The 16,120-nt window shown below is 61.7% G+C and carries 15 protein-coding genes; 9 read left to right on the forward strand and 6 right to left on the reverse strand.

Annotated features, from left to right (window positions below; translation table 11 throughout):
- Positions 1-48 precede the first annotated feature (48 nt).
- The 9 genes from AC07ZE_RS13115 (at position 49) to AC07ZE_RS13155 (ending at position 10,240) form a co-directional block, all read left to right on the forward strand.
- A complete protein-coding gene (locus tag AC07ZE_RS13115) occupies positions 49-1,824 on the forward strand; it encodes a PQQ-dependent methanol/ethanol family dehydrogenase (protein ID WP_137807022.1) in 1,776 nt (591 codons plus the stop codon).
- A 247-nt stretch (positions 1,825-2,071) separates the two neighbouring features.
- The gene (exaC, locus tag AC07ZE_RS13120) at positions 2,072-3,592 is read left to right on the forward strand and encodes an acetaldehyde dehydrogenase ExaC (protein WP_207265182.1); all 1,521 of its coding nucleotides are present in this window, start codon (positions 2,072-2,074) and stop codon (positions 3,590-3,592) included.
- Between the two features lie 243 nt (positions 3,593-3,835).
- Entirely contained in the window at positions 3,836-3,907 is a 72-nt protein-coding gene (pqqA, locus tag AC07ZE_RS13125; RefSeq protein ID WP_003253598.1) for a pyrroloquinoline quinone precursor peptide PqqA, read from the forward strand.
- A gap of 55 nt (positions 3,908-3,962) precedes the next feature.
- On the forward strand, positions 3,963-4,877 hold the full coding sequence (pqqB, locus tag AC07ZE_RS13130; RefSeq protein WP_207265183.1) for a pyrroloquinoline quinone biosynthesis protein PqqB: 915 nt from the start codon (positions 3,963-3,965) through the stop codon (positions 4,875-4,877).
- 116 nt (positions 4,878-4,993) lie between these two features.
- The gene (pqqC, locus tag AC07ZE_RS13135; RefSeq protein WP_207265184.1) at positions 4,994-5,746 is read left to right on the forward strand and encodes a pyrroloquinoline-quinone synthase PqqC; all 753 of its coding nucleotides are present in this window, start codon (positions 4,994-4,996) and stop codon (positions 5,744-5,746) included.
- Positions 5,743-6,015, forward strand: coding sequence for a pyrroloquinoline quinone biosynthesis peptide chaperone PqqD (pqqD, locus tag AC07ZE_RS13140; RefSeq protein WP_207265185.1), 273 nt, complete (start codon positions 5,743-5,745; stop codon positions 6,013-6,015). Before pqqC ends, pqqD begins: the two co-directional genes overlap by 4 nt.
- The gene (pqqE, locus tag AC07ZE_RS13145) at positions 5,993-7,135 is read left to right on the forward strand and encodes a pyrroloquinoline quinone biosynthesis protein PqqE (RefSeq protein WP_207265186.1); all 1,143 of its coding nucleotides are present in this window, start codon (positions 5,993-5,995) and stop codon (positions 7,133-7,135) included. The genes pqqD and pqqE overlap by 23 nt, the downstream gene beginning before the upstream one ends.
- Positions 7,136-7,356: 221 nt before the next feature.
- On the forward strand, positions 7,357-8,520 hold the full coding sequence (ercA, locus tag AC07ZE_RS13150) for an alcohol dehydrogenase-like regulatory protein ErcA (RefSeq protein ID WP_207265187.1): 1,164 nt from the start codon (positions 7,357-7,359) through the stop codon (positions 8,518-8,520).
- Complete coding sequence (locus tag AC07ZE_RS13155; protein WP_207265188.1) at positions 8,504-10,240, forward strand: PAS domain-containing hybrid sensor histidine kinase/response regulator; 1,737 nt, start codon at positions 8,504-8,506, stop codon at positions 10,238-10,240. The genes ercA and AC07ZE_RS13155 overlap by 17 nt, the downstream gene beginning before the upstream one ends.
- On the opposite strand, the gene AC07ZE_RS13160 is transcribed toward AC07ZE_RS13155, so the two are convergent.
- From AC07ZE_RS13160 to AC07ZE_RS13185, 6 genes are all read right to left on the reverse strand, one after another.
- Positions 10,237-11,106, reverse strand: coding sequence for an aldose 1-epimerase (locus AC07ZE_RS13160; RefSeq protein WP_207267809.1), 870 nt, complete (start codon positions 11,104-11,106; stop codon positions 10,237-10,239). The two genes, AC07ZE_RS13155 and AC07ZE_RS13160, sit on opposite strands and share 4 nt — an antisense overlap.
- Positions 11,107-11,177: 71 nt before the next feature.
- Complete coding sequence (locus tag AC07ZE_RS13165) at positions 11,178-12,458, reverse strand: TRAP transporter large permease (RefSeq protein WP_137805634.1); 1,281 nt, start codon at positions 12,456-12,458, stop codon at positions 11,178-11,180.
- On the reverse strand, positions 12,459-12,986 hold the full coding sequence (locus AC07ZE_RS13170) for a TRAP transporter small permease (protein ID WP_207265189.1): 528 nt from the start codon (positions 12,984-12,986) through the stop codon (positions 12,459-12,461). It lies immediately after the preceding gene.
- Between the two features lie 82 nt (positions 12,987-13,068).
- Positions 13,069-14,040 carry a TRAP transporter substrate-binding protein gene (locus AC07ZE_RS13175; RefSeq protein WP_207265190.1) on the reverse strand — a complete coding sequence of 324 codons (972 nt, stop codon included), beginning with the start codon at positions 14,038-14,040 and terminating at the stop codon, positions 13,069-13,071.
- A 66-nt stretch (positions 14,041-14,106) separates the two neighbouring features.
- Positions 14,107-15,015, reverse strand: a complete 909-nt coding sequence (locus AC07ZE_RS13180) for an SMP-30/gluconolactonase/LRE family protein (RefSeq protein ID WP_207265191.1) — start codon at positions 15,013-15,015, stop codon at positions 14,107-14,109.
- A gap of 56 nt (positions 15,016-15,071) precedes the next feature.
- A complete protein-coding gene (locus tag AC07ZE_RS13185) occupies positions 15,072-15,896 on the reverse strand; it encodes an NAD-dependent epimerase/dehydratase family protein (protein WP_207265192.1) in 825 nt (274 codons plus the stop codon).
- Positions 15,897-16,120 lie beyond the last annotated feature (224 nt).

The raw sequence follows: 16,120 nt of genomic DNA on the forward strand, positions 1-16,120 counted from the left end.
ACCGGGAAAATTTCCCGGAAATAACAACAATCCGCAGAGGAAGCCGTCATGACTCAACCCGCACGTCGCCAGCCCTTCGTCTTGAGCCTGTTGCTCAGTGCCATGCTGTTGTCCGGCCAGGCATTGGCCGGGGTTTCCGACGAGGACATTCTTCAGGACCCCAAAAACCCGGAGCAGGTCGTTACCAATGGCCTGGGCGTCCAGGGTCAGCGCTACAGCCCACTGGATATTCTCAACGTCGACAACGTCAAGGAACTGCGACCGGCGTGGGCGTTTTCCTTCGGTGGCGAAAAGCAGCGCGGCCAGCAAGCGCAGCCGATGGTCAAGGACGGCGTGATGTACATGACCGGTTCCTACTCGCGGGTTTTCGCGGTGGATGCGCGCACCGGCAAGAAGCTCTGGCAGTACGATGCGCGCCTGCCGGATGACATTCGTCCCTGCTGCGATGTGATCAACCGGGGCGTCGCGTTGTACGGCGACCTGGTGATCTTCGGCACCCTCGACGCCAAGCTGGTGGCGCTGAACAAGGACACCGGCAAAGTGGTCTGGAGCAAGAAAGTCGCCGACCACAAGGAAGGCTATTCGATCAGTGCCGCGCCCCTGGTGATCAACGGCAAGCTGATTACCGGCGTGGCCGGTGGCGAGTTCGGGGTGGTGGGCAAGATCGAAGCTTACGACCCGAAAAACGGTAATTTGCTCTGGAGTCGACCAACGGTCGAAGGCCACATGGGCTACGTCTACAAAGACGGCAAAGCCGTGGAAAACGGCATTTCCGGCGGCGAGGCAGGCAAGAGCTGGCCGGGCGACCTGTGGAAGACCGGCGGTGCGGCACCATGGCTTGGCGGTTATTACGACCCGGAAACCAATCTGTTGCTGTTCGGCACCGGTAACCCGGCACCCTGGAACTCGCACCTGCGGCCGGGCGACAACCTCTATTCGTCGTCGCGCCTGGCACTCAACCCGGACGACGGCACCATCAAGTGGCATTTCCAGAGCACGCCCCACGACGGCTGGGACTATGACGGCGTGAACGAACTGGTGTCGTTCAACTACAGCGAAGGCGGCAAGGAAATCAAAGCGGCGGCCACTGCCGACCGTAACGGTTTCTTCTACGTGCTGGACCGCACCAACGGCAAATTCATCCGCGGCTTTCCGTTTGTCGACAAGATCACCTGGGCCACCGGCCTGGATAAGAACGGCCGGCCGATCTACAACGAAGCCAGCCGCCCCGGCGCACCGGGTTCGGAGGCCAAAGGCAGTTCGGTGTTCGTCGCGCCGGCGTTCCTTGGTGCGAAAAACTGGATGCCGATGGCCTACAACAAGGACACCGGGCTGTTCTACGTGCCGTCCAACGAGTGGGGCATGGACATCTGGAACGAGGGCATCGCCTACAAGAAAGGCGCGGCGTTCCTCGGCGCCGGGTTCACCATCAAGCCGTTGAACGAAGACTACATCGGCGTGCTGCGGGCCATCGACCCGAAAACCGGCAAGGAAGTCTGGCGCCACAAGAACTTTGCGCCGCTCTGGGGCGGGGTGCTGACCACTAAAGGCAACCTGGTGTTCACCGGCACGCCGGAAGGCTTCCTGCAGGCGTTCAATGCCAAGACCGGCGAAAAGGTCTGGGAATTCCAGACCGGCTCCGGCGTGCTCGGCTCGCCGGTGACCTGGGAAATGGACGGCGAGCAGTACGTCTCGGTGCTCTCCGGCTGGGGCGGCGCGGTACCGCTGTGGGGCGGCGAAGTGGCCAAGCGGGTGAAGGACTTCAACCAGGGCGGCATGCTCTGGACCTTCAAGCTGCCCAAGGATCTGGTGGCCAGGCACTGACCCCGGACCCACCACCTGACCCCTGGTGGGAGCGAGCCTGCCCGCGATAGCGGTGTGTCATTCAGCAACGTTGTACCTGACACGTCGCCTTCGCGAGCAGGCTCGCTCCCACAGGAGAGGAATTGGAGTGAAACCTACGACCAAATAACGAGAGCCCCTCCTGCCAACGATGCATTCGTCCGGCGCGCGGGGGTCTCTAGTATCGGTTCATCGCCTGTACAGGCATCGACCCAGACAGAGGCTCATCATGATCTACGCCCAACCCGGAACACCCGGCGCCGTCGTTTCCTTTAAACCCCGCTACGGCAACTTCATCGGCGGCGAATTCGTCGCGCCGGTCAATGGCGAGTACTTCACCAATACCTCGCCGGTCAACGGTGAGGTGATCGCCGAATTCCCACGCTCGAGCGCCGCCGACATCGACAAGGCCCTCGACGCCGCGCATGCCGCCGCTGATGCCTGGGGCAAGACTTCGGCCCAGGACCGCTCCCTGGTGCTGCTTAAAATCGCCGACCGCATCGAGCAGAATCTGGAAGTCCTCGCCGTCACCGAAACCTGGGACAACGGCAAGGCCGTGCGCGAAACCCTCAACGCCGACGTACCGCTGGCGGCCGACCATTTCCGTTACTTCGCCGGCTGCATCCGCGCCCAGGAGGGTGGTGCTGCCGAGATCAACGAACTGACCACGGCCTATCACTTCCACGAGCCGTTGGGCGTGGTCGGACAGATCATTCCGTGGAACTTCCCGCTGCTGATGGCCGCCTGGAAGCTTGCGCCGGCCCTGGCCGCGGGTAACTGCATCGTGCTCAAGCCAGCGGAGCAGACGCCGTTGTCGATCATGGTTTTCGCCGAACTGATCGCCGATTTGCTGCCGGCGGGCGTGCTGAACATTGTCCAGGGTTTCGGTCGTGAAGCCGGCGAGGCGTTGGCCACCAGCAAGCGCATCGCCAAAATCGCCTTCACCGGCTCGACCCCGGTGGGTGCGCACATCCTGCATTGCGCCGCCGAGAACATCATTCCGTCTACCGTGGAGTTGGGCGGCAAGTCGCCGAACATTTTCTTCGAAGACATCATGAACGCCGAGCCCGCGTTCATTGAAAAGGCCGCCGAAGGCCTGGTGCTGGCGTTTTTCAACCAGGGCGAAGTCTGTACCTGCCCATCCCGGGCGCTGGTGCAGGAATCGATCTACGAACCCTTTATGGCCGAAGTCATGAAGAAAATCGTCAAGATCAAACGCGGCAATCCGCTGGACACCGAGACCATGGTCGGCGCCCAAGCGTCACAGCAGCAATACGACAAGATCCTCTCCTACCTGAACATCGCCCAGGAGGAGGGCGCCCAGTTGCTCACCGGCGGCGCGGCGGAGCGTCTGGAGGGCGATCTGTCCAGCGGCTATTACATCCAGCCGACGCTGCTCAGGGGCACTAACAAAATGCGCGTGTTCCAGGAAGAAATCTTCGGCCCGGTGGTGGGTGTGACCACCTTCAAGGACGAAGCCGAAGCCCTGGCCATCGCCAACGACACCGAGTTCGGCCTGGGCGCCGGCCTGTGGACCCGCGACATCAACCGCGCCTATCGCATGGGCCGCGCGATCAAGGCCGGGCGGGTGTGGACCAACTGCTACCACCTGTACCCGGCGCATGCTGCGTTCGGTGGTTACAAGAAGTCCGGTGTCGGCCGGGAAAACCACAAGATGATGCTCGACCATTATCAGCAGACCAAAAACCTGCTGGTGAGCTACGACATCAATCCGCTCGGGTTCTTCTAACTTCCTGACAACACCCCATCATCACTGTGGGAGCGAGCCTGCTCGCGAAAGCGGTCTGACATCCAACATCAATGTTGAATGTGCTGGCCTCTTCGCGAGCAGGCCCGCTCCCACATTGGTTTTGTGTGCCTGCCCCCTACCAACGCACCCCCAAACCTCCTTCGAAAGTAGCATTCGGGTGCCCTGCGCCCCGTGCATTAATGGTGTTACCGGAATCACCCGGCACAAGAAGAGGAATGACCCATGTGGACTAAACCCGCGTTTACCGATCTGCGCATTGGCTTCGAAGTGACGATGTATTTCGCCAACCGTTGATGATTCACCCGGCCAGCCGTCGCGTTGGCCGGGCCTGCCTTCTGGAGCATTGCTCATGCACATCCGCGTTCTGGGTTCCGCCGCCGGTGGTGGTTTTCCGCAGTGGAACTGCAATTGTCGCCAATGCGCCGGCGTGCGTAATGGCAGCCTGCGCGCGCAGCGACGTACGCAGTCATCGATCGTCCTGAGCGACAACGGAGTGGACTGGGTGCTGTGCAATGCTTCACCGGACATCCGCGCGCAATTCGAGAGTTTTGCGCCGCTGCAACCGGCGCGTCGGTTACGCGATACCGCCATCGCCGGCGTGGTGCTGCTGGACAGCCAGATCGATCATTGCACCGGCCTGCTGAGCCTGCGCGAAGGTTGCCCGCATGACGTCTGGTGCACCGAAAGGGTTCATCAGGACCTCAGCAGTGGCTTCCCGCTCTTCACCATGCTCAGTCACTGGAACGGCGGGTTGCAGTGGCGGCCGATTGCTCTGGATCGTGAGCCGTTCAGTATCGCGGCCTGCGCACACCTGCGGTTTCACGCGATTCCACTGGTCAGCAATGCACCGCCGTATTCGCCCCATCGTGGCAACCCGCAGCCGGGGGACACCCTTGGCTTGTTCATTGAAGACCTGAGCAGCGGCGCTTCATTGTTCTACGCGCCAGGGTTGGGGCAAGTCGACGACGAAGTGCTGGGCTGGATGCAGCGCGCCGATTGCCTGCTGCTGGACGGCACCCTGTGGCGCGACGACGAGATGCGCGTTTGCGAAGTCGGGCAGAGCCTTGGCAGCGAAATGGGCCATCTGGCCCAGAGCGGGCCCGGCGGCATGCTTGAACTGTTGGAAGGTTTTCCCCGCCAGCGCAAGGTGCTGATTCACATCAACAACACCAATCCGATCCTCGACGAAGACTCGGCCGAACGGGCGCTGCTGGAGCGGCGGGGGATCGAAGTGGCTTACGACGGCATGGATATTGTGCTGTAGAGATTGACGCCTTCGCGAGCAGGCGCGCTCCCACAAGGGCACCGCAATCCACTGTGGGAGCGAGCCTGCTCGCGAAGGGGCCAGACCAGCCACCGCAAAGCCTCCAGGAGATCGTAATGACCGATACAGCAATGACCCCCACCGAGTTCGAAGCCGCCCTGCGCGCCAAAGGCGTCTACTACCACATCCACCACCCCTACCATGTGGCGATGTACGAAGGCCGCGCCACCCGTGAGCAGATCCAGGGCTGGGTCGCCAATCGCTTTTACTACCAGGTCAACATCCCGCTCAAGGACGCCGAGATCCTCGCCAATTGCCCCGACCGGGACGTGCGCCGCGAATGGCTGCAACGTATCCTCGATCACGACGGCGTGCCCGGCAGCGAAGGCGGCATCGAAGCCTGGTTGCGCCTGGGCGAAGCGGTGGGGCTTGATCGCGAGCAGGTCCTGTCGCAGGAACGGGTCCTGCCGGGTGTACGCTTCGCTGTGGATGCCTACGTCAATTTCGCCCGTCGTGCCTGTTGGCAGGAAGCGGCCAGCAGCTCGCTGACCGAATTGTTCGCGCCGCAGATCCATCAATCGCGGCTCGACGCCTGGCCCAGCCATTACCCGTGGATCGACGTCAGCGGTTACGAGTACTTCCGCGCGCGGCTGAGCCAGGCCCGGCGCGATGTCGAACACGGCTTGCGCATCACCCTGGCGCATTACGTTACCCTCGAGGCCCAACAACGCATGTTGCAGATCCTGCAATTCAAGCTGGATGTGCTGTGGGGCATGCTCGATGCCATGAGCATGGCCTATGAACTGCAACGCCCGCCGTATCACACCGTCACCCGCGACCCCGTCTGGCATCGGGGGATTGCCCTGTGAGCCTGATCGACCGCGAGCAGTCACCGTCGTTGCGCCGGGGGTTTCGCCTGCAATGGGAGCCGCGCCAGGACTGCCATGTGCTGCTGTACCCCGAAGGCATGATCAAGCTCAACGCCAGCGCCGGGCAGATTCTCAATCTGCTGGATGGTGAGCGCAGCGTCGCAACGATCATTGATCGACTCACGGCGGATTTCCCGGGCGTACCGGGGATCGACGAGGATGTGCTGGCCTTTCTGGAGGTGGCCCATGCGCAGTTCTGGATCGAGTGATGCGCCGCCGGGGCCGCCGCTGTGGTTACTGGCGGAGTTGACCTATCGCTGCCCGCTGCAATGCCCGTATTGCTCCAACCCACTGGACTTTGCCCGCCACGGCGAGGAATTGAGCACCGAAGAATGGATTCGCGTGTTCCGCGAAGCACGGGACATGGGCGCCGCGCAATTGGGATTCTCCGGTGGCGAGCCACTGGTGCGTCAGGATCTGGCGCAGTTGATCAAGGCCGCGCGAGACATGGGTTACTACACCAACCTGATCACCTCGGGCATCGGCCTGACCGAGCAGAAGGTTCGCGACTTCAAGGTCGCCGGTCTGGACCATATCCAGATCAGTTTCCAGGCCGCCGACGAAGCGGTGAATAACATGCTGGCGGGCTCGCGCAAGGCCTTCGCCCAAAAGCTCGCCATGGCCCGGGCGGTGAAAGCCCAGGGCTATCCGATGGTGCTGAACTTCGTCACCCATCGGCACAACATCGACCGGATCGCACAGATCATTGAGCTGTGCCTTGAACTGGAAGCGGACTTCGTCGAATTGGCCACCTGTCAGTTCTATGGCTGGGCCGAGCTCAACCGCGTCGGCCTGTTACCGACCCGCGAGCAGTTGCAGCGTGCCGAGCGCATCACTAACGAGTACCGCGAGCAGCTTGAGGCGCAAGGCCATCCGTGCAAGTTGATCTTCGTCACCCCGGATTACTACGAGGAACGTCCCAAGACGTGCATGAACGGGTGGGCCAACCTGTTTCTCGACATCACCCCCGACGGCACGGCGTTGCCGTGTCACAGCGCCCGGCAATTGCCGGTGCAGTTTCCCAATGTGCGCGATCAGAGTATCGAGCACATCTGGAACGATTCCTTCGGTTTCAACCGATTTCGTGGCGATGCCTGGATGAAGGAGCCTTGCCGTTCCTGTGATGAAAAGCACAAGGACCTGGGTGGCTGCCGCTGCCAGGCCTTCATGCTGACCGGTGATGCCGCCAATGCCGACCCGGTGTGCAGCAAGTCGCCGCACCATGGCGTCATTCTCAAGGCACGGGAGGAAGCCGAAGCGCCGGGGCAGGGCATGGAGCATCTGACGTTGCGCAATGAGAAGGCTTCACGGCTGATCTACCGCGGATAAATGGAGCGCCGATCACCTTGTGGGAGCGAGCCTGCTCGCGAAGAGGCCGTCACATTCAATATCAGTGGGAGACTGACCCACCGCTTTCGCGAGCAGGCTCGCTCCCACAGGGATTTTCAGTGTTAGGAGGATCCAGGCAGATGACCTTGGTCTGATTGCATTCGCTGCCGGATGCGTTAGTGTGGCTTTACCTTCCAAAACAATAAAAAACAGGCTTTCCAATGAGCCAGAGTCTCAGTCAGCTGCGTAAATTCGTCTCGCCTGAAATCATCTTCGGTGCCGGCTGCCGGCACAACGTCGGCAATTACGCCAAGACCTTTGGCGCGCGCAAGGTGTTGGTTGTCAGCGATCCGGGGGTCATTGCCGCCGGTTGGGTCGCCGATGTCGAAGCCAGCCTGCAAGCGCTGGGCATCGAATACTGCCTTTACAGCGCCGTCTCGCCCAACCCGCGGGTCGAAGAGGTCATGCTCGGCGCCGAGCTGTACCGGGAAAACCACTGTGATGTGATCGTCGCCGTCGGCGGCGGGAGCCCGATGGATTGCGGCAAAGGCATCGGTATTGTCGTCGCCCACGGTCGCAGCATCCTTGAATTTGAAGGGGTAGACACCGTCCGGGTGCCCAGCCCGCCGCTGATCCTGATACCGACCACCGCCGGCACCTCGGCCGACGTCTCGCAATTCGTGATCATTTCCAATCAGCAGGAACGCATGAAGTTCTCCATCGTCAGCAAGGCGGTGGTGCCGGACGTGTCGCTGATCGACCCGGAAACTACCCTGAGCATGGACCCGTTCCTGTCGGCCTGTACTGGCATCGACGCCCTGGTGCACGCCATCGAAGCCTTCGTGTCCACCGGTCACGGGCCGCTGACCGATCCCCATGCGCTGGAGGCGATGCGCCTGATCAACGGCAATCTGGTGCAAATGATCGCCAACCCGACGGACATCGCCCTGCGCGAAAAAATCATGCTCGGCAGCATGCAGGCCGGGCTGGCGTTCTCCAATGCGATCCTTGGTGCCGTGCATGCGATGTCCCACAGCCTGGGCGGTTTCCTCGATTTGCCCCATGGCCTGTGCAACGCGGTGCTGGTGGAGCACGTCGTGGCGTTCAACTACAGTTCGGCGCCTGAGCGTTTCAAGGTTATCGCCGAAACCTTTGGCATCGATTGCCGGGGTTTGAACCAGCGGCAGATTTGCGGGCGACTGGTCGAACACCTGATCGCCCTCAAACACGCCATTGGCTTCCATGAAACCCTTGGCTTGCATGGGGTCAGCACGTCGGACATTCCGTTCCTGTCGCAACACGCGATGCATGACCCATGCATCCTGACCAATCCGCGCGAGTCCAGCCAGCGTGATGTCGAGGTCGTCTATGGCGAAGCCCTCTGACGAACAACAACGGGCCCTGGCCGGGCTGCTGGGACTGGGCAGCCACTCGGCCCGCAAGAGCCATTACCCGGAACTGGCCGCGCGCCTGGAGGAACTGGAAGCCGAACGCAACCGCTACAAATGGCTGTTCGAAAACGCGGTCCACGGGATTTTCCAGGCCAGCCTGCAAGATGGCATGCGGGCCGCCAACCCGGCGCTGGCGCGCATGCTCGGTTATCAGGACCCGCAGGAGGTGCTGTTTTCCCTGAACGACCTGGCCAGCAACCTGTTTGCCGGTGGCGTGCAGGAACTGGAAACCATCGGTGAAATCCTCAGGCGCCAACACAACCTGCACGGTTACGAAACCCGCTTGCGCCGCAAGGACGGCAGCCACCTCGATGTGCTGATGAACCTGCTGCTCAAGCCCGGCCAGGAAGGCCTGGTGGAAGGTTTTGTCGCCGACATCACCGAGCGCAAACAGGCCCAGCAGCGCCTGCAACAACTCAATGACGAACTGGAGCTGCGCGTCACTGCGCGCACCGATGAACTGCTCGAAGCCAACCGCAACCTGCAGCAGCAGATCACCCAGCGTAAACAGATCGCCCAGGCCCTGCGCGACGCCCGTGACGCCGCCGAAGCGGCCAATCGCAGCAAGGACAAATACCTCGCCGCCGCCAGTCATGACCTGCTGCAACCGCTGAACGCCGCGCGTTTGCTGATCTCGACCTTGCGCGAGCGCAAGTTGCCGGACGTCGAGCAGGTGCTGGTCGAGCGCACACACCAGGCCCTGGAAGGCGCCGAAGACCTGCTCACCGATCTGCTGGACATTTCCCGGCTCGATCAGTCAGCGGTCAAGCCGGACATTGCACCCTACCGCCTGGATGAATTGCTCGGGCCGCTGGTGTCGGAGTTCCAGTCGGTGGCCCAGGCGGCGGGATTGAATCTACGGGTGCACATGGGCGATTACGCCATCAGCACCGACCTGCGCCTGATGACGCGCATCCTGCGCAACTTCCTCAGCAATGCCTGTCGCTACACCGAGGAAGGCAGCATCCTGCTCGGTGCCCGGCGCCGGGGCGATTATCTGCGCCTGGAGGTGTGGGACACCGGGCGTGGGATCGCCGCCGACCGGTTGGACTCGATCTTCCTTGAATTCAATCAGCTGGATGTCGGCCGTGCCGCCGACCGTAAGGGTGTGGGCTTGGGGCTGGCCATCGTCGAACGCATCGCCAAGATCCTCGGCTATAGAATCGGCGTGCATTCGCTGCCGGGGCGCGGTTCGATGTTCAGCATCGAGGTGCCGCTTTCCCATGAAGTCCCCTTGCCGATCAGCCAGGCAGCGCCCCAGCCGGGGACCGGTAACCCGTTGCCGGGCCGGCGATTGCTGGTGCTGGACAATGAAGTGAGCATCCTGGAAAGCATGGGCGCGTTGCTCGGGCAGTGGGGGTGCGACGTGGTCACGGCCACCGATGAAGCCTCGGCGCTGGCAGCCCTTGAGGGACGGGCGCCGGAACTGATTCTGGCGGATTATCACCTCGATCACGCGGTGGTTGGCTGTGATGTGGTGCGCCATTTGCGCGAGCATTTCCACCGGCCTATCCCGGCGGTGATCATCACCGCCGACCGCACCGACCAGTGCCGGCGCTCGCTGCAACGGCTCGACGCACCGCTACTGAACAAACCGGTCAAGCCCGGCAAGTTGCGTGCGGTGTTGAGTCAGTTGTTGGGGGCGCCGGCTTAAAGCGCCCGGTACTGCAGCTTGAAGCCCAGCGTCCAGGTTTGACCTTGCTCCAGCAAGCGCAAGCCTGGCCGGCCGGGCAGGTGGTGCGCGTTGACCGGGTGGCTCACCGGTTCGAGACAGAAAAAATCCAGGCCAGCCGGGCAGTAAAGCAGGTAGTAATCGCCGCCTGTGGCCTGGCACTCCAGCTCATGACCCAGGTCAGGCTGCTGGATCAGGCAGTGGCCATTCCATTGGCAAAAGCCGTTGTCGACCAGTGTCTCGGGCAAGGCCTTGGGTTGCCGGAAATCCCAATCGGCGGGTAACGCCACGCGTTGTGTCGGCAGTTTGGACGCATCGCACAACCAGACCTGTTCGGCCGGGGCCATCAGGCGAGTGTTCGTCGTACGTGGAAAGTAGGGGTGCAGACCGAGCCCGTGCCATGCGGCACGTTCGGCCAGATGCGTGACGTGCAACTCGATGCTCAAGCGACCTGCGCTCAGCTCGAATCGTTGCCGGGCGCGGTAGGCGAATGGCGTGCTGCTGTCGAGTTGCAGGATCACTTCGCTCGCTGATTGGGAAACCACCTGCCACGGTTGCTGCCAGGCGCTGCCATGGATCGGCAGCGGATCGGTGATGCTGTTGGGGGCCAGCGCCAGCCAGCCATCGGGGCAATCGAAGCCGCCTTCGGCAATGCGGTTGGACCAGGGCACCAGGGGAAAACAGCCGAGCTTGCCGGGCAGGCCAGTGTTCAGCGCCTGCGCATCGGCGTGACGCAACAAGGGCTGGCCGGTGCCGAGTACGGTCCAGTTGACGATGCTCGCGCCGAGTTCGGGGGCGAGGGTGAGGTGGGTGAATTCGTCTTCGAGTTCGAGCAGTGTTGGTGTCATGTTGATCAGCGCTATCAATTGATGCGGGGGGTTGGCAGGAGCCGGCAAGCCTGGCTCCTGCAAGCAAGGAATTACAACACCAAATGCGGCAACCAAAGCGACAACGCCGGAATGTAGGTCACGGCCATCAGCACCAGGAACAGTACGCCATAGAATGGCAGCAGCGCCTTCACGGTTGTTTCGATACTGACTTTACCCACGGCCGACCCCACAAAAAGTACCGCGCCCACCGGCGGTGTTATCAATCCGATGCCCAGGTTCACCAGCATGATCATGCCGAACTGTACCGGATCGACGCCAATGCCGAGAATCACCGGCATCAGGATAGGCGTGAGGATCAGGATCAGCGGTGCCATGTCCATCACCGTGCCGAGCAACAGCAGCATGACGTTGATGCACATCAGGATCACGTAACGGTTGTCCGACAGGGTCAGGAACATCGTCGTGATCTTCGCCGGGATCTGCATCAGGGTCATGATGTAGCCAAAGCTGGCGGCGAAGCCGATCAGGATCATCACGATCGAAATCGTCCGCACCGTGCGGTGCATCAGTTTTGGCAGTTCGCTCCACTTGTAGTCGCGGTAGATGAACATGGTCACGAAGAACGACCACAGCACCGCAATGGCAGCTGATTCGGTCGCGGTGAAAATGCCCGACAGAATGCCGCCGAGAATGATCACCATGGCCATCAGGCCCCACATGGCTTCGCCGCAGATTTTCAGGGCTTCGCGCATCGGGATGACTTCGCCCTTGGGGTAGTCACGCTTTCTCGCGAAGATCAGGCACAGCACCATCAGGCAGGCGCTCATCAACAGGCCCGGCACCACGCCGGCCATGAACAGTGACGCGATCGACACCGTGCCGCCGGCGGCCAGCGAATAGAGTACCGAGTTGTGGCTTGGCGGGGTCAGGAGCGCTTGGACCGAACCGCTGACGGTCACCGCCGTGGCGAAATCCCGGGGATAGCCTTTGCGCTCCATTTCCGGGATCAGCACCGAGCCGACCGAGGCCGTATCGGCCACTGAAGAACCGGAAATCGCGCCGAAAAAGGTCGAGGCCATGATATTGACCAGCGACAAGCCGCCACGTACGAACCCGACCAGTACCCCGGCAAACGCCACCAGGCGTCTGGACATCCCGCCCTCGGCCATGATCGCGCCGGCCAGGACGAAGAACGGAATCGCCAACAGGGAAAATTTGTTCACGCCCCCGGCGACCTGGATCATCAGGGCCTGGAACGGAATGTCGATCCACCAGGCGCCGATCAGGGCCGAAAGCCCCAGGGCGTAGGCGACCGGCATGCCGATCAGGATCAATGCGATAAAGCTGCCCAACAGAATCAAAGCGTCCATTCAGGCAGCCCCTTCACTTTCTTCAACCAGGTCGAAACGTACGACCCGACGATTGCTCTGGTCACCGAGCAAGAGTTTTTCCAGCACGAAAATCAGCGTCAGCAGGCCGCCCACGGGGATCGGCATGTAGGTGATGCCCACGCGCAGGGTCGGCAGGGCGCTCATGAACTGATTCCAGGTCGACAGGCACAGCTTGGTGCCCCATACGGTCATGAACACGCAAATGGTCGCCATCAACAGTTGCGAGAAGAGGCTCATGCCTTTGCGCATGCCGGGCGACATGCGATCGGTCAGCATGGCCACCGCCATGTGCGCACCCGCCCGGTAACTGGCGGCGGCACCGATGAAGGTGAACACCATCATCAGCAGTATCGCGGTGGGCTCCGGCCAGCTGGAACCGGTGCCAAGCACGTAGCGGGCGAACACGCCCCAGGGAATGATCAGGGAAATAGCCAGGACCGACAGGCCGGCGACCCAGATACAGGTCATGTACAGCCGGTCGTTGAAGCGCAGCAATAGATTCTTCATCGGGTTTCACCGTAACCGGGCGCGCACGAACGTCTACCCATGTGCAGACGTGCGCGCCGGGCCTTTCAAGGGAGCGGGAGAGTTACTGAACGGCTTCGATGCGCTTGATCAGATCGGCGTAGGGCGCGCCGTATTTCTCGCGGATCGAGGCGGTTGCGTCGTAGAAAGGTTTCTTGTCGACGGTGATGAACTCGACGCCGGCGGCCTTGAGTTTCTCTTCGCTGCTGGCGGACTTGGCGTCCCACAGGGTGCGTTCGTGGGCTTGCGCGGCCTTGGCGGTTTTCTTGACCAGCACTTGCTGTTCGGGGGTGAGTTTTTCCCAGGTGATTTTCGACATCACAATGGGCTCGGGCAGGATCAGGTGGCCGGTCAGGCTGTAGAACTTGGCGTTCTGGTAGTGGTTGTGTTCGAGCAGGGTCGGCGGGTTGTTTTCCGCGCCATCGATCACCCCGGTCTGCAGGGCGCTGAAGATTTCCCCGGTGTCCATGGCGATCCCGTTGCCGCCCATGGCGTTGATGGTGTCGATGAACATCGGGTTGCCTTGCACACGGATCTTCATGCCCTTGAGGTCTTCGAGGCTGCGCACCGGTTTCTTGGTGTAGATGTTGCGCGTACCGCCATCCATCCAGGCCAGGGCCACCAGGTTGAATTCGGAGTTGGTGATTTTGTCGAGGATCTCGTCGCCGACTTCACCGTCGATGACTTTGCGCATGTGCGCCTGGTCGCGGAACACGAACGGCATGTTGAACACGTTCACGTCCGGCACCACCGGGCCGACGATGCCGAGGCTGACCCGGGCCATCTGGATCGCGCCGACCTGAGCCTGTTCGACCACTTCCTTTTCCGAGCCGAGCACACCGCCGGCAAACATCTTGAAAGTCAGTTTGCCGCCGCTGTCGGCCACCAGAGTCTTGCCCAGTTGCTCTTCGGCGACCACGGTCGGGTAACCTGCGGGATGGATGTCGGCGAATTTGATTTCCAGCGCCTGGGCGACGCTGCCGAAGGTGAACGCGAAAGGGATTGCAGCGGCGAGCAAGGTGCGTTTGAAGTCCATGGGCATTTCTCCAGTCTTGTTATTTTTGTATTCAAAGGCGCGGCGGTGCAGCAGAAGCGGTGGAGGCTATTGATCCAACAGTGCCGGCGAATCGTTGAACAACGGTTCCGGCAGACCTTTCACGCCGGGGTCGAGGGCGAACACCCCACCGGCGAGTGACTGCTGATCATGGTCGTCACCGGGGCGAATCGAGGTCACGAACAGCGTGTCCAGTCGACTGCCTCCGAAGGCGCACATGGTCGGTTTTTTCACGGGGACCGCCAGGGAGCGGTCGAGGCGACCGTCCGGGGTGAAACGGTGAATCAGCCCGGCGTCGTTGGCGCAGATCCAGTAGCAGCCTTCGGCGTCCACGGCGGCACCGTCGGGGCGGCCGGCGAACAGGTTCATGTCGACAAAGATCCGGCGACGGGTCGGGGTGCCGCTGTCGATGTCATAGTCGAAGGCCCAGATCTGCTGGACCGATGGATGTGAATCGGACAGGTACATCGTGCGTCCGTCCGGGCTGAAGGCCAGTCCATTGGGCACGATGAAACCGTCCAATTGCGGCGCCAGCGGCCCGCGTTGCCCGGCGCTGTAGCGATAGAGCGTGCCGTCGGCGGCGTTGGCGGCCATGTTCAGCACCATGCTGCCGGCCCAGAAACGCCCCTGACGGTCACAGCGACCATCGTTGAGGCGCATGTCCGGGCGGAGATGATCGACGAAGGCCAGGGGCTCGCTGTCGAGACTGCCATCGTTATGCGGGTGCAGATGAAAGACCCCGCTTTCCATGCCCGCGACCCAGCCAGCGTCGGGGTGGCGGGTAATGCACGCGAGCATTTGCGGGGCTTTCCAGGCGTCGACATGACCGGTGTCGGCGCTCCAGCGTTGCAACCCCCCGGCAGGAATATCGACCCAGTACAGGGCGTTTTCCTCCGGGACCCAGACCGGGCTTTCACCGACCGCATTGCGGGCATCGACAATCAATTCGGCTTGCATGGCAACTCATTCCCTTGGGTTTTGTTGTTGGGATCAGGTGGCAGGCGCAGGTGGTTTCAATCGTCGAACGGGCCGGCTGCGCAGAAGGCGCCACCCTGGTAGACCCGGGCCGGATCATCGGCGGCCGGCAGCGGCTGGGCTTCGACTTTTTCGCGGAACACTTCGGAGCTGTCCTTCGCGACATATCCCAGGCGCGTGGCGAAATGGTTGTCCCACCAGACGTCCTTGTTGTCGGACATGCCGTAGACCACGGTGTGGCCGACATCCGGCGTGTACAGCGCGCGTTCGAGCAATTGAGTGAGGTCGGCGAAGCTCAGCCAGGTGCTCATCATCCGGCGGTTTTGCGGCTCCGGGAACGACGAGCCGATGCGCACGCTGACGGTTTCGATGCCATAACGATCGAAGTAGAAGGTTGCCATGTCTTCGCCGTAGGACTTGGACAGGCCGTAGTAGCCGTCGGGACGGCGAGGGGAGTGGGCATCGATGACTTCATCTTGTTTGTAGAAACCGATGACATGGTTGGAGCTGGCGAAGATCACCCGTTTCACGCCATGCCGGCGCGCGGCTTCGTAGATGTGAAACACGCCGCAGATGTTGGCACCGAGAATGTCTTCGAACGAATGCTCGGTGGAAACGCCGCCGAAATGCAGGATCGCGTCCACGCCTTCGACCAGTTGATGCACGGCTTGCTTGTCGGCGAGGTCGCAGGGTACGACTTCTTCACGGTCATCAATGGCCGGGGCGATGTCGGCGATGTCCGACAGGCGAATGACATTGGCATAGGGGCGCAGGCTTTCGCGCAAGACTTTGCCCAGGCCACCGGCGGCGCCGGTCAGGAGCAGACGATTGAAGGGGACGCGGGCGGTTGAAGTGGTCGTCATGGGAGTCCCTGAAAACGCAGTTGTTGTTATTGGGATCGTTGTAGGTTGTCGTACGACTAAATCGAGTATCGTAAGTGTTTCCGGTTCTTGTCAACGCGACTTTGGTGGAAATTGTCGGAGGGTCATCACTTTCCCTGTGGGAGCGAGCCGGCTCGCGAAAGCGTCATATCAGGCAACATCGATGTTGAATGTCCGCATTCGCGAGCCGGCTCGCTCTCACATTG

It is taken from the genome of Pseudomonas sp. GW101-3H06 (genome assembly GCF_059424605.1).

What these genes read in the sequence shown, in the direction of transcription:
- AC07ZE_RS13185 (WP_207265192.1), bottom strand. Translation starts at nt 15,896, where the DNA reads ATGACGACCACTTCAACCGCCCGCGTCCCCTTCAATCGTCTGCTCCTG.
- AC07ZE_RS13155 (WP_207265188.1), top strand. Translation starts at nt 8,504, where the DNA reads ATGGCGAAGCCCTCTGACGAACAACAACGGGCCCTGGCCGGGCTGCTG.
- AC07ZE_RS13175 (WP_207265190.1), bottom strand. Translation starts at nt 14,040, where the DNA reads ATGGACTTCAAACGCACCTTGCTCGCCGCTGCAATCCCTTTCGCGTTC.
- AC07ZE_RS13165 (WP_137805634.1), bottom strand. Translation starts at nt 12,458, where the DNA reads ATGGACGCTTTGATTCTGTTGGGCAGCTTTATCGCATTGATCCTGATC.
- AC07ZE_RS13160 (WP_207267809.1), bottom strand. Translation starts at nt 11,106, where the DNA reads ATGACACCAACACTGCTCGAACTCGAAGACGAATTCACCCACCTCACC.
- pqqB (WP_207265183.1), top strand. Translation starts at nt 3,963, where the DNA reads ATGCACATCCGCGTTCTGGGTTCCGCCGCCGGTGGTGGTTTTCCGCAG.
- exaC (WP_207265182.1), top strand. Translation starts at nt 2,072, where the DNA reads ATGATCTACGCCCAACCCGGAACACCCGGCGCCGTCGTTTCCTTTAAA.
- pqqE (WP_207265186.1), top strand. Translation starts at nt 5,993, where the DNA reads ATGCGCAGTTCTGGATCGAGTGATGCGCCGCCGGGGCCGCCGCTGTGG.
- ercA (WP_207265187.1), top strand. Translation starts at nt 7,357, where the DNA reads ATGAGCCAGAGTCTCAGTCAGCTGCGTAAATTCGTCTCGCCTGAAATC.
- AC07ZE_RS13180 (WP_207265191.1), bottom strand. Translation starts at nt 15,015, where the DNA reads ATGCAAGCCGAATTGATTGTCGATGCCCGCAATGCGGTCGGTGAAAGC.
- AC07ZE_RS13115 (WP_137807022.1), top strand. Translation starts at nt 49, where the DNA reads ATGACTCAACCCGCACGTCGCCAGCCCTTCGTCTTGAGCCTGTTGCTC.
- AC07ZE_RS13170 (WP_207265189.1), bottom strand. Translation starts at nt 12,986, where the DNA reads ATGAAGAATCTATTGCTGCGCTTCAACGACCGGCTGTACATGACCTGT.
- pqqC (WP_207265184.1), top strand. Translation starts at nt 4,994, where the DNA reads ATGACCGATACAGCAATGACCCCCACCGAGTTCGAAGCCGCCCTGCGC.